The organism is Paenibacillus sp. JNUCC-31 (assembly GCF_014844075.1).
Lineage (GTDB): Bacteria > Bacillota > Bacilli > Paenibacillales > Paenibacillaceae > Paenibacillus.
On sequence record NZ_CP062165.1, the window covers coordinates 287,798 to 300,877 of the forward strand.

11 protein-coding genes and 1 pseudogene are annotated in these 13,080 nt (G+C 46.6%); 2 read left to right on the forward strand and 10 right to left on the reverse strand.

Features of this window, described 5'->3' with window-relative positions; translation table 11 throughout:
• Positions 1-26 precede the first annotated feature (26 nt).
• From JNUCC31_RS01105 to JNUCC31_RS01135, 7 genes and pseudogenes are all read right to left on the reverse strand, one after another.
• Positions 27-2,381: an AraC family transcriptional regulator gene (locus JNUCC31_RS01105; protein ID WP_192267772.1), complete on the reverse strand. Its 2,355-nt coding sequence runs from the start codon at positions 2,379-2,381 to the stop codon at positions 27-29.
• 21 nt (positions 2,382-2,402) lie between these two features.
• Positions 2,403-3,584 (reverse strand): polysaccharide lyase 6 family protein, encoded by a 1,182-nt coding sequence (locus tag JNUCC31_RS01110; protein ID WP_192267775.1) that lies wholly within the window; start codon positions 3,582-3,584, stop codon positions 2,403-2,405.
• Between the two features lie 261 nt (positions 3,585-3,845).
• The gene (locus JNUCC31_RS01115) at positions 3,846-4,556 is read right to left on the reverse strand and encodes a metallophosphoesterase family protein (protein WP_192267777.1); all 711 of its coding nucleotides are present in this window, start codon (positions 4,554-4,556) and stop codon (positions 3,846-3,848) included.
• Between the two features lie 220 nt (positions 4,557-4,776).
• Positions 4,777-5,067 carry a hypothetical protein gene (locus tag JNUCC31_RS01120; RefSeq protein WP_192267779.1) on the reverse strand — a complete coding sequence of 97 codons (291 nt, stop codon included), beginning with the start codon at positions 5,065-5,067 and terminating at the stop codon, positions 4,777-4,779.
• 4 nt (positions 5,068-5,071) lie between these two features.
• Positions 5,072-5,191 (reverse strand): annotated as a pseudogene (locus JNUCC31_RS01125) (YciI family protein); the annotation flags it as partial.
• Between the two features lie 13 nt (positions 5,192-5,204).
• Positions 5,205-5,678, reverse strand: coding sequence for an HIT family protein (locus JNUCC31_RS01130; protein WP_192267781.1), 474 nt, complete (start codon positions 5,676-5,678; stop codon positions 5,205-5,207).
• A gap of 19 nt (positions 5,679-5,697) precedes the next feature.
• Positions 5,698-6,300 carry a TetR/AcrR family transcriptional regulator gene (locus JNUCC31_RS01135; protein WP_192267783.1) on the reverse strand — a complete coding sequence of 201 codons (603 nt, stop codon included), beginning with the start codon at positions 6,298-6,300 and terminating at the stop codon, positions 5,698-5,700.
• 160 nt (positions 6,301-6,460) lie between these two features.
• Between JNUCC31_RS01135 and JNUCC31_RS01140 the strand changes: the two genes are divergently transcribed.
• Positions 6,461-7,381 (forward strand): ketopantoate reductase family protein, encoded by a 921-nt coding sequence (locus tag JNUCC31_RS01140; RefSeq protein WP_192267785.1) that lies wholly within the window; start codon positions 6,461-6,463, stop codon positions 7,379-7,381.
• Between the two features lie 207 nt (positions 7,382-7,588).
• On the opposite strand, the gene JNUCC31_RS01145 is transcribed toward JNUCC31_RS01140, so the two are convergent.
• A complete protein-coding gene (locus tag JNUCC31_RS01145; protein ID WP_228469429.1) occupies positions 7,589-8,656 on the reverse strand; it encodes a HAMP domain-containing sensor histidine kinase in 1,068 nt (355 codons plus the stop codon).
• Entirely contained in the window at positions 8,653-9,369 is a 717-nt protein-coding gene (locus tag JNUCC31_RS01150) for a response regulator transcription factor (RefSeq protein ID WP_192267787.1), read from the reverse strand. Before JNUCC31_RS01150 ends, JNUCC31_RS01145 begins: the two co-directional genes overlap by 4 nt.
• A 167-nt stretch (positions 9,370-9,536) precedes the next feature.
• Here JNUCC31_RS01150 and JNUCC31_RS01155 point away from each other — a divergent pair, with 167 nt between their 5' ends.
• Positions 9,537-11,435: a serine hydrolase domain-containing protein gene (locus JNUCC31_RS01155; RefSeq protein ID WP_192267789.1), complete on the forward strand. Its 1,899-nt coding sequence runs from the start codon at positions 9,537-9,539 to the stop codon at positions 11,433-11,435.
• 63 nt (positions 11,436-11,498) lie between these two features.
• Here the strand turns inward: JNUCC31_RS01155 and JNUCC31_RS01160 are convergent, their stop codons facing one another.
• Positions 11,499-13,001: an alpha/beta hydrolase family protein gene (locus JNUCC31_RS01160; RefSeq protein ID WP_192267791.1), complete on the reverse strand. Its 1,503-nt coding sequence runs from the start codon at positions 12,999-13,001 to the stop codon at positions 11,499-11,501.
• Between the last annotated feature and the right edge of the window lie 79 nt (positions 13,002-13,080).

A 13,080-nucleotide genomic window follows, 5' to 3' on the forward strand; every position in this document is an offset into this window, starting at 1 on the left:
TTTTTCTTAAAAGAAAAGCCCGAGAGCTACTTGACTTCCCTGTAGCGCCCGGGCGTTATCCCTTCAAACTTTTTGAATATGCGGTGGAAGGTATTCACATCGTTGTAACCAACCTTCAGCGATATTTCGCTGACCGTATATTCCCCGTCGGTTAGCAGCAATTTGGCCTGCACCAGCCGCGTCTTGTTAATATAATCGAGTAGGGATTCGCCGGTGAGATCCTTGAATAGTTTGGAAACATACGACGGTGTCATGGAGAACGCTTCCCCGATCATCGAAATGTTCAGGTTCTCGTCCTGGTAATACTCGTTGACATATTTCATGACCTTATCGATTAGCGGATTGCTGCAGTATTCACGGTTATTATTAACGTAGTCGCACAGAAGCTCCAACATATCGTAAAGCTTGCTGCGCATCTCCCCTACCGTCTGGCATTGCATCAGGCGTTCGATGGCGCGCACTCCGTCAGGCATATCCGGCTTGCCCGCGATGCGGATTTCGCCGATTACTTTTTGCAGCGTAGCCATTAGATCGAACATGAGACATTTGGTTGTATGAAAAGGAAACGGCTCCGTCGTCACATTTTTCTGAATGATCTCCCCGACGAACACTTTCGCCTTATCGAGCTGCCCCTCGCGAACCATAGCGATCAACTGCTGCTCAGCCTTGAGCGGATAAAAATAACCACCTGGAGCAGCCCCCGGGTTGTCGTTGCCGCTCAGGTCCCCATAATGAATAATTCCCCCGCTGCCTGCAATGATACGATATTCCATCGCCTCAATCGCTTCCTGGAACGCCTGGAAGATGCCATATTCGCCCTTCTGTTGTGCGCTGATAGCGGCGGTCAACTGGACATGGGCATGATTGGAAATGAACGACATCGTTTCTTCAGCGATGTGCATCAGCTCCCCCCGCTGCTCCGCCGGCGATGCAAGCTGATGGTTGACGATGCAGGCGAGCAACTCTTGGTCCAGCTCTACCGCATAGGCGTTCACTGACTTTCGCGCGACCTCCTCGACCACGTTGGCGATCAGAAAGTGCAGCAACCGCTTGTTATGGACCTGATCCTCATTCTTCCGATGGAACTTGCCGAAATGCTCGATGCGCAGCAAAATAACAGAAAACCCGCCCAGCGGGAAACGCAGATCATAAGCTGAGAATGATTCGTACAACGGGATATGGCTGTCGAGTTGCCCCTTCAGCAGTCGCTGCAAAAAGTGCGATCTAAGTGTATTGTTATGCTGATTCAGCTTGTAATGAAGCTCCTCCTTCTCATGGAAGGTACTGCTCAGCGCCTGCTCCAGAAACGAGTATTCATTGGAGCCGCGATCAAAGGTAAAACCCGCCTTGAACGACAAGCTCTGGATCAGCGCATGGATCGGTAGGTAGTTTCGCTTGAGGAGCCAATACGTCACGCCACCGCCAACAATAAGGCAAAGCAAGATGCTGGCGATCGTCAATTGCTCTACCACGTTCATCTTCTGGTGATATACGTTCGTCGGCAGTGTCATCACATATTTCCATCCCGTAATGGAAGAGGTAGTGTAGGATGCAACAAGCTGGCGACCGGCAGTCTCGATCTCAAGTTGTCCCGATTCTTCCGGCATGTCGCCGTATAGTAGAGCAGGTTCCGACAGCGACTCGCCCGTAGACGCAATGAACCGGTTGTCTTCATCCAGAATAAAGATCGTACCTTTCTCAGGCACCGAAGCCTGCTCAAGCAGCTTGCTGCGGTCAATCATGAACAGTAAGACAGCTCCAGGTTGGTTCATGATTGTTGAGTTTACATTTTGAGCATACATGACCGTAGGCCGCCACTCATTCTCTTCAGACACAACAACGGAGTGGTAGCCTTTAATGTACCATTGGTCAAAATATGCTCGAAACGAATGGAACGGCATATGCTCTTCAAGGCGAATATGGTCATATAACGATTCGATGTTTATACGGTTGTTGCGGGCGATGACCGTATCGCTATTTTTGTAGTAAATATAAATGCCTTCAAGAAAATCGTTAGCGATTTCGTATAGCCGCAAATCATTAGCGATTTGGTATATATCGTAGTGGTCTGAATCAGACAGATTGGTATCGGCCGAAATAAATGCTCCGATTCGTCTGTTGAGGCTCACCTCGAGGCTTAGATTCTCGATTCCTTTGAACTGGCTATCTATAGCTTGCTCCATCTGAAGAAGAATAGATTGATTGGCACGGTTAATTTCAGCCTTTACAACGTTCAGCGTCGCGCCGTATATAACGCCGCTGATCAGAATGGGCACGAGCAGCACCGAGACGTAGGAAAGCATCCAGGTCAGAAATACGCTGCGATTTTTATGCCGGAGCTGCTTCAGATAGATTGTCCACCGGTTTCGAGTTTGGGCCATAGGTTCTCCTCCATGTTAGCTTTATTCGGAGTCGGGACCGACGTCAATTCTTGTCAGAATAGCCGGACAACGAATATCCGCGACATCCGCTTTATGATTGTTAATACAAATCGCCGGAGACGGCCGGTATTCATAAATGGCCGACTGCTCCTTGCCGCATATTTGATTGTAAGCGATTACACATTGCTCCGGCGCATAAGGAACCCGCTTGCCGAGCGTAATGCCGTGACGACAATTGACAATCGTATTGTTCACTACACTGGCGCGATAGACGCGCCAATGTTTCCTCAGCTCCTCCTGCGTCGGCGCCTCGGGATAGCCATCCGGTCCGCCATCGTAGTTGCCGCCGTCAATGAGCAGCGCATCCAACGTTAAGTTTTCCATATAATTATCAAAAATGTGATGGTCGTTGCCGTAAATGCGAAATCCGCCCATTTCTTCCTTCACGCCATCGCCGATAAACACATTATTATGAAAGCGATTACCATGTCCGTGACGGGCTGTCACTTGGCCGGCTGAGTTAAGGAATGTGTTGTGCCGAACTGTATTATAGCAGCTTTTTACCGAAATAATCTCGGGCTCTCCGTCGCAATTTTCAAATAGGTTGTGTTGAATTGTAATATAGCCGTTCGACAGAGAGATGCCGGACAGGCCGAGCCGGATCGCTTCAAGCCCATTCACGACACGCGGGCCAATATGATGAAAATAATTATATTCAATGACATCATGCTGTGAGATTTGTCCACCGTCGCCATCAAAAATAACGAGCGGTCCGAGGTCGGCCTTTGGCCCGAACTCGTTACGTTCGATCCGGTTCCAGCCGCTGCCGCTTCCCATCACAGACAGCAGGCTATACTCCGCCCCAACCTGTCGCGGCTCAAATCTATTCCGCGCAATCCTCACATGCCGCGAACCATCCAGAATGATAGATTCGCGCTGCCTGACCTGGAAATGCAGCCCCCATACCTCTATATAAGCAGAGTTCAAGATGCGTATACTTGATTCTCCAGCTATCGTCGCTTTTCCTTTATTTATAGCGCGTATGCTTAATATTTCGGTGTCCGATCCCACTTTGCCTTCAATAATATAGTCTTCATTCCGGTCGTAAACGCCGTCTGCCAACAAGATCGAAGAACCAGGTTCTGCCCGGCCAATGGCTGCCGCCAACTCGTCGCTACTCGCTACCCAATAAATAGTAGTCATTTTCCCACCCTGCTTCCTATAGAATAGGCGGATATGATCCGTAACTTCACAACCTCTATTATGAAAGATACGTTTCCCATGCCATAGTGTAAAAAATGAAGCAATCATAAAAATGTAAACTGAGGCGAAAAATGAGTGGGATTTATCGCATTGCAAGCTGTGAATTGCAACCTGCCGGTGTACAATAAAATGAGAAAGGACGTATCCCGACATCAAAATCGTGGATACGTCCCCATTGTTGTTGCCCGCTCTCCCGCCCGCTTACCCAAAAAAGAAGTATGCAACCTTCATTTCTTCTTCTTTCAACAGCAACTTTTGTGCCGCTTCTAGCAAAGGCGTGCGGTCATAGACAAGACTTTTCATCGCTATTTTGCCATCGGTAATCGTGAAATAGTGCGCTTCTTTCGACGGATCGTCGCGCCGACGGTAAGACACGCTTCCGGGATTTAGCCATAAACTGTTGTCACTCAAATAATGAATGCATCTGCGATGTGTATGTCCGAAAATAATACGGCGACCTTCGACGGCCCCAATTGTCCTGCCGTTGCGTTCCGCCCAGAAAGCATCGTACTTGGGCAAGCTATCAATCGTCAGATAGTTTTCGTACAGATGCTGCATTGTATAGCTATAGCCGTCCATCTCGAATATGCGGTAGACAGGTATGCTTTCGAGGAAGGAAATTTCCGCTTCGCCGAGCAGCCTTGCGTTGTAATGTGCCCACTTGATCTCATCCTCCGCCACATCATGACCGCTATTGCCGTTTCGGTACAGGTCGATAATAGTGTCGTCATGGTTGCCGCGAACGCAAATTGCATCGTTCTTATGCACCCATTCGATAACTTCCCGCGGGAAAGGCCCGTAGTCTACAAGATCTCCCGCGCAATAAATTACGTCACAATCGGGTTCTGCCTTACGGATCGATTCCAGCGCTTTGACGTTGCTGTGAATATCCGAAATAATTAAAGCTTTCATAATCGATTCAACTCCCTTAGATTCAATATTCTCAGCAGTACCGTCACCACATCCGCCCACGTTGTAACCCTATCTGACCATTCCCATTAATCGGTAGCCTTCGGACAATATTCAGGACTCTCCCTCCTTTATATAAAAAAATGGAACATTGATAAATCGCCAAAAGCGAAAATTGCCCTCCAATAGTCCAACTTCTTATCTACAATTTCTGGAATGGACATCAAATCTTAAAAAATCCACTCTTATGATCGGTATTGGCATTTAGTTTTTTTGGATGCCCGAGTCCTTTCTTGCTTCGTAACTCTGCATTTGGGAGTAGACTTGCAAGAGCCTGTGCCCCACTGCGTAGTGGAGATGGACTTTCGACCCCTTCCAAAACGAGAGATGGTTGAGAAATCCCTTTTCCCAGATGAGAGGGTAAAGCACTGCCAGACATATAACCTTGCATCAATCTAGCATCGTATGGAAGCGTATGGGCAACAGACATAAGATTAGCCCATACGCCAGGCATGATTAGGTTTTCCTCCAGGTTCCGGGTAAGAAATCCGGATGGCTCCAGAACTTGGATGAAGTCCGTCTGCTTCCACTAACACCCCTGCTTTGGCCAACTCTTCATTAAACCGCATCATCGCTTCATTCTCTTCTACCTTAAATGTTTTCCTTTATCCAAGAACGCAACATATCAGCATAGAAAGAACGTTCATCAGGATCGGACGGAGAACCCTTTGACAGATAAAGTTGATCATTCACATATCTAGGGTAAACATGGAGATGATAGTGCCACACGTCTTGATTGCCTGCTGGCTCATTATGTTGTCTCGTAGAAATTCCATCACAACCATATGTACTTTTCATTGCAAATGCTGTAAGCTGAGCCGCGCGGTGAATTTCAACAGCGTAATCCGCAGGGAGTTCAAAGATGTTCTCGAAATGTTGATTAGGAACAACAAGAACATGTCCTTTATTGTTTGGCCACCATTTGCTCGCTATAAATGCCGTTACCTTTTCATTCTGATAGACGATATCCCTTTGTTTTGTTCCCTGATTAGGTTGCTCAATACCCCAAATATGACAAAATGGACATTCGTATCCTTCGGGCCTATGTGAAAATGATGCTGCCATCTTTCTCATTCAACTCCTTTCATATTTTCCCAATCCACTCACCGTAATTGCGATACCCCTTCAGACCGTTCATTACAAAGGGAAGGACAAGGTCTGTAAGACCACCGGTTTGATTATTCCCCCCAACATTTAGCCAAGAATGTGCGGCGCCATATATCGCTGATCCTGTCATCGCCGAAATCATCTTTGTATGCTGGGCATCTGGTAGCAGGTGCTTCTCCCCTTTTAAGAATATGTCTTCTATGATTTGCTGCAGCATCCTCTTGATCTTCTCATCCACGAGCGAAGCAATCGATTTGGAATCCATTCTGCAATTTCGATAAAAATCTACGATGTACTGATGCGTAAGCAGGATCAGCTGTTCACATATTTCATCTGTAAACTCATCCGCATTTATCACTTCTTCGGGAATCATCCCGAGAAAAAAATGTTCTGTGATTTCTTCTAGCAGCGCATATTTATCCTCATAATGAGCATAAAAGGTGGCACGGTTAATCGTAGCCTTTTGGGCGATATCTTTTATGGTCATGGTATCAAATCCTTTTTTCTGCAGCAAATCTCTAAAGGAGTCCCTAATTAACTGCCGTGTGCGCTTAACCCTTGGGTCTTCCTGATTTACCATATGATTCTCCCTCCAAAACCATCAAAGTTTCTAATCTGTTGTTTAAGCAGCTTTTCACCACATCTGGTGGTTGTACTCAGAAGAACAGCGTTCTATTATTGTAACCAACAGCTGTCGCTTAGACAACTTATCACTTATTTGCAGGAAGGAAGGATTCAGGTTGAACATAAACCCACGCAGAATTTTGATAGTTGGGGCCGGTGTGATCGGCAGTTTATATGCGCTCAGATTTGTACAGTCGGGGATGGACGTAACCATGCTTGCCCGGGGAAAACGGCTGGAAGTGCTTCAAAGAAATGGGCTTAGGTATTATGACAATGGTACGATAAGACAGCTCCCCGTCAAGACGATCAGCAAGCTTGCTGACAATGACATCTATGATTTCATCTTTGTTCCTGTACGTTATGATCAGGCAGAGGCTACCCTGTCTGAGATCAGGCAAAATCAGAGTACAACCATAGTGACCTTGATCAATACTGTCGGGTATGAGCCCTGGCTTGAAATCGTGGGTGACCGCTTGCTTCCGGCATTCCCTGGGGCAGGGGGTGATCTCAAAGGAGATGTGCTGCATGCGCAGTTTGGTTCCAAAACGTATTTTGGTGAAATAAACGGACAGGAGTCTGAAAGAGTCAAAGAACTTGCCGGATTGCTTGAAACTGCAGATTTGAAGTATGAAATACTAGTAGACATGCATGCCTTCCATGTTTCACATGCTGCGCTCGCTGCAGTCAATAAACATTTCTATACGGATGACGGGATGGTGGATCCGGAGACAGCAAGAAGTGAAAGAATTCTTAGCAAGCTCGCTGCAGACATTAAGCAGAATATCCGTCTGGTAGAGCAAGCTGGAATTAAGGTCATTCCGGCCGAAACGAAATCATTGGGAGACTTGCCAGAGAAGGAGATTATTTCACAGTACCGCCAGATGCTGAGCGATGACTTTGTAATTGATGTCAAGCTTGGAAATAAGGCGATTAGCAGAAAAGCAGAAATCCTGTTATTGGATGAGCACCTTCATAAAAAGCTGTCCAACGTTGCGTATTATTTCCATTCTCATCATTCCTCTCCAAGAAAAAAGTAAAAAATAAATACAATCAATGATATTAATAACTATCCATTGATTGTATTTAAGAACGATTATAGTATATTTTCAACTTTAATTAGAATCTATAGTATACTCATCTGTTGTGGTAGTGTTTACTGGTAGTTCAGTCGAAAGTCCTATGTACCAAAGGAGGTCGGAGTAAACAAAGTTACGATCCGCTTCAAATCCCCGCTTTCTTTAGAACTATTCTTTGTTTGGAGCACTGGAACTTCCAAGAACCAACTCAAATTTAGTCCCGTTTTGGGCGTTATACAGATGGAGGTCACCGCCGTGCAGCTCCGCAATTTGCTTGGCAATGGCCAAGCCTAGACCAGAGCCCCCATCCTCTCGCCGAGTGACGTCCCCTCGGACAAAGGGATCAAACACGATTTTCTTTAATTCATCAGGGATACCCACACCATTATCCGCAATTACTAGAGAGAGCCGCTGCTCCGATTTCTTAAGCTGAATGGTAACTTGCGTACCTGGAGGGTTATGCTGCAGAGCATTAGACAACAGATTAATTATTGCCCTGCGCATCAGACTCGTATCACACTCCGTCATGATTTCCTCTGCAGGAATGTCCACCTCCATCTGGAAATGTTTCTCTTCGAATGGCTCATAATAATCAGCAGCGATTTCCCTCAACAATTCGGCAATATCCACTCGTTCCGTTACAAGAGAATAATCTGGCCGATCCAGCTTGGATAGATTGAAAATCTGATCGATCAGCTCTGTTACATGTGTCGCTTTGTTAAAGATCAGCTGCAGGCACCGCTCCTTTTTTTTCTCATGTTCGAATATTCCTACCTCCAGTGCCTTGGCATACCCCAGAATCGTGGTGATCGGCGTCTTCAGATCATGAGAAAGATCGGCGAGCATTCGCCGCTTGCCATCCTGGAGTCTTCGATTCTCCGCTTCCGATTGCTCAAGCGATTCTGCCATATCATTAAAGCGTTGCTGAATGACAGAAAACTCATAGCTAGCAGTAATGTTTAGACGCTCACTATATTCACCCTCCTCCATCCGCTGTATGGCAGATGCAATCTGCTCCAACGGTCCGGTAAACCGTTTGGCTGTCCATAGGGCATACAAAAGACTGCATGTGCCAAGGAGCACCAGGAACAGAAGTAACTGCAGTACGTTTATTTCAATGGTCCGGCTATTCATATCCATTACCAGAACGAGGAAGGTCAGCGCGACTACACCAAACGAAGCAGCAAAAAATACATAGGACTTGAACAAAGCATAAAATAACTTGTTTCTGCTCACCGGATATCCCCCTTCTTGGCGAACTTGTATCCAAGTCCACGGATCGTTTGAATATAGAAGGGCTGCTTGGGAGACTCCTCGATTTTATCTCTCAGTCTGGATATATGAACCATGACCGTATTGGCATCCTCGTAATAATAATCCGACCACACTTGCTCAAACAGCTGTTTTTTGGTAAAAACACGTCCGGGAGATTGCATTAACGTGGCGAGCAGTTTGTATTCAATCGCGGTCAGGGGAATCTCGACTCCGTTCTTTCGCAGTATGTAATCAAGGTGGCTCAGGGTCAGCTCCCCAAAAACCGTATCTTTAGGCTGGTCAAGCTCAGTTTTGGATGTCTCATTAAAATCATAGCTTCGGCGCAGCATCGCCTGAATCCTTGCTACTGCCTCCAATGGATTGAAGGGTTTGGATATAAAATCATCTGCGCCCAATTGCAATCCCCTAATTTTGTCTTCGTCCTGATTTTTGGCTGACAATATAATGACTGGCAGCTTATACTCCGTACGCAACAATTGTAATAACTGCATTCCATCCAGCTCCGGCATCATAATATCCAGCACGGCAAGGTCGATTTTTTCCCGCCGCATGCATGCCCACGCCTCCGCGCCGTCATAGGCTTTCACGATCCGTATGCCTTCCTTTGCAAGAAATTCCCCCAGCAGTTCTATAATCTCGCGGTTGTCATCAACTAGCAACACTGTTCTTAACACAAACCGGCCCTCCAGTTCAACATCATATATATGTCTCCAGTGTAACACGCCAATCTGCGTTTGGGTTTCCAGTTAAGACTAATTTAAGAATAGGGACAGATTGATGTAAGTTAGCTGCGTTATTGTAAATCAATAGTAATGCACATCACTATTAGGAGGTGTATGGATTGAAGCTTAGGTGCGCATTATTCACTCTGATCTTTCTTATCTTGAATGCAATGGGGGAATTCACCAGTGTGGTGGCTGCCGATGAATCGCTCCTGTCAGCCCAACTGGAACAAACCCTGGATTCTATTGTAAACGAGGCGATGACGAAGGATCATATCCCTGGTGTAGCCGTTGTTGTAACAATGGGGGACAAGATTATTTTCAAAAAAGGGTACGGCTATGCGGACATCGATCGAAAAATCCCAATAGATCCGGAACGAACCATCATGCCAGTCGGCTCACTGACTAAGAGCTTGACAGCAACGGCAATTATGCAGTTAGAAGAACAAGGGAAATTGTCGATGGAAGAGGATGTAAACTCCTACCTCTCTTCATTCCAGATCCCTTTGTATCAACAGCATCCCGTTACCTTGCAGCATCTGCTGACCCATACCGCCGGGCTGGATGAAGCTTTATACGGTATCGCCGCCGCTTCACCATCCAAGACTGTTCCTTTAGGAGAATTCCTGAAACGATACATCCGTGAGCAGCCACCTGTCCGCACGCCTGGCAAGGAATATGCATACAGTAATGCCGGATTCGGACTTGCAGCCTATGTCCTGGAAAAGGTAAGCGGCAGATCGCTGGATGATTATCTGTCCCGCCATGTGTTTGAGCCTCTGGATATGCCAAGCGCTGCCCTCAATGCGACGGAGTCAGTCGACATGGCCCGTTCTTACACGTATCTGAATGGGGAGTACAAGCAAGTTCCCTACTCCTATGTCAATATACCAGGCGCGGGAGGCATAAGCGTAGTCCCTTCGGAATGGGCGCATTATATGATTGCTCATCTGAACGAAGGCCGTTATCAGGATAATCGTATTCTCAACCCCAACTCGGTTGAAGCCATGCATTCACGACATTTCTCGGAGCATCCGGATCTGGAGGGTTTGGGCTACGGATTTTATCGCACCCGGACGAAGAGCGGCCTGCTGACACTGTGGCATACGGGCGATATTGATGGCTTCTCAGCAAAGATGGAATTGATTCCTTCCCGGAAGAGCGGGATCCTTGTGATCAGCAATGCAACTCCAGAGGGCATCTCCGTCCATGATAAGGTAACGGCAGCCATCACTGGTTTACTTTCGGATGGCGATGATCATGATGTACGACACAGCGATGCTCCTGCCGACAATTTACAGCAATATGAACGAATGTATACAATGAATCTTGGACCTCAACATGGATGGGGAAAATGGTTTCGATGGCTTGGAGCAAAGGATTATCAGGTCAAGAGTTCGGGAGATGCTCTGGTCGTTAAGGGGGTCTTTCCAGGAGGAAGTGGAGAAACCGAGAGCAGAGTCTATATCCCCGTAAGCGAAGGCTTGTTTCAGGATCAAGTCCGCGAGGACACCCTTTCGTTTCACCAAGAGAACGGATTCTGGAAGTTAACTTTTACACAAGGTGTAACCATCCTTGAAAAACCGCCATGGTGGTTCCATCCTGCCACCTTCTTTGCTACTTATGTTGTTGTAGGCCTGTTCTGGATTCTTGTGTGCATAATCGGCATCCTGCAATATTTGCTGCGTTTCATCAAGAGAAAGAAGCAGCCCTTTCCCGGACCAGTGGCCTGGATTGCATCCCTGCAAACCGTCTATTTGATCGGACAATTCCTGTATGGAAATTCGGAAGTTTTCGCTCGTGGTTATCCAACTTGGTATGCCTGGGGATTCTCCTCTCTCCCCTTACTTGCGCTCGCTGGAGCTGTTATCTTGGGTGTCCGGACATTCCGTTTTCGGAAATCCTATACCGGGAAGCAGCAGTTACGAGCATGCTTCTCTGCGATGACGGCTATTTTATGCCTGCTCTATGACTTGTTTTTGTTCTATTGGAACATGCTCTCGATTCATTACTCTTAAAACCGGTATACATGTTTGCACGAATGAAAGCAGTGGGCTGGAACCGGCAGCCTGTTCCGTAATTTATAATAGCGAGGTTACGAACTTTGCTTCCGGAAAACGGCTATCCGGTCCTTTCATTAAGATTCCGCCTTGATTTTTCAGATACATATCGAAGAAATCCAGCATATAGGCATTGATAACGGAGTTCGCTCTTTCGGGTGCGATCTTTCCTGTAATGCCCAACATGTTGAACATCGGAGAAATGAACTGCACATCGGCAAAATTCAAATGCTCGGTATTTTCGATATAGAGAACTTGTCCCCCCTCTTCGACCGTTTCGCGCATCCGTTCAAGCTCCAACTTTTTATCTTCCGTTACTTGATCCTCCCACTCTCTTGTTGAGCCCATACGGTTAATCTCTGCATCCGTGTAGACCCGGTTATCCACCACCATTTTTAATTTTTCGAAATAGCTTTCCGAGTTGATGAACAAAAACGGCTTTCGCAGACCCTCTCTGTCACGCAGACGATAAAGCCCTCCATCCAGGTCTATTCCAACCGCGATTCGCGGATCGTAAGAAGCGTCATAGGCCGTCGCTCCGCCGATGGAATGACCGAACACCCCGACATGGCCGAGATCCATCCTGCCTTTTAGATGACTTGGAATCTGCCCCGATTGGATGAGCTCGAATTGATCCAGCGCAAAAGTTACATCGTCGGTTAAAACTTTTCCCAACTTGTCGCGAATTTTTCTACCCGTCCGGTAATCCTGCTCAGGCGAGAATAAGTCGTTGGTTGTGCTGGTTGTGATTCGACCGTCCGGAAATTTGGTTGCAAATGTATTGTAGGTGTGGTCGATCACTGCCACGATATATCCGTGACTCGCGAGATTTTCGGCTTGCGACGTGTGGAGGAACCTGGAAGATCCGTTGCCGGGATTCGCAAGGATCAGCGGGTATGAAGTCTGTGCCGAAGAGACTTCGGCCCCAGAATAAGCATGACTGGATACGTACTTCAGGTGTTGAAAAGTAAACCCGGGAAGGCCATAGTCCGCGGCCATATAACGTAAAATCTGAGTATCGGGGATAAAGGGAGCGTACTTACCGGTGCCAGCTTGAGCCGGATACCATACCTGAACCATCAATTCTCTCTTACCATCTCTGGCTTCGTCGAACATCTCTTCCCTATTTGTATCCACGAAATGAAAAGTTTGTGTTCCTACCTTAAATTCTCCTGTCGGTTCAGGTAGTTTAAATACAGGAAAAGCATACATGAGACCCGCTGTTACGACCAGCATTATCGCTATAGCGGTATACGCTGAACCCAACATGAATCGCGGGATTTTTTTTGGACCGTTTTTTTTAAAATAGCTATAACCTGAAATGGCTAAAAAAATGATCGTTATGCAATATGGGAAAAATAGCTGAACTCTGTATCCTTCCACCGTCCAATGAATGACCAGTAACAGTGTGGCGATCCCGCTTGCAACGAATACCGGAATTCTACGCCTTCCTTTTTTTAATAGGACTGTTAATGTAAACAAGCCGATGTTTGATAAAAAAAGCAACAGTTCAAACAGCCTCATCTCGATTCTCCTTTTAAAAACATTTCTATTTCCGTATGTTCCAATCTTATTCTGCCAGGCTGGCCTAAGCTATCGATTT

Bases quoted from the DNA above. Each gene is read 5' to 3' on its own strand.
- JNUCC31_RS01105 (WP_192267772.1), bottom strand. From the start codon at position 2,381: ATGGCCCAAACTCGAAACCGGTGGACAATCTATCTGAAGCAGCTCCGG.
- JNUCC31_RS01110 (WP_192267775.1), bottom strand. From the start codon at position 3,584: ATGACTACTATTTATTGGGTAGCGAGTAGCGACGAGTTGGCGGCAGCC.
- JNUCC31_RS01115 (WP_192267777.1), bottom strand. From the start codon at position 4,556: ATGAAAGCTTTAATTATTTCGGATATTCACAGCAACGTCAAAGCGCTG.
- JNUCC31_RS01120 (WP_192267779.1), bottom strand. From the start codon at position 5,067: ATGCCTGGCGTATGGGCTAATCTTATGTCTGTTGCCCATACGCTTCCA.
- JNUCC31_RS01130 (WP_192267781.1), bottom strand. From the start codon at position 5,678: ATGGCAGCATCATTTTCACATAGGCCCGAAGGATACGAATGTCCATTT.
- JNUCC31_RS01135 (WP_192267783.1), bottom strand. From the start codon at position 6,300: ATGGTAAATCAGGAAGACCCAAGGGTTAAGCGCACACGGCAGTTAATT.
- JNUCC31_RS01160 (WP_192267791.1), bottom strand. From the start codon at position 13,001: ATGAGGCTGTTTGAACTGTTGCTTTTTTTATCAAACATCGGCTTGTTT.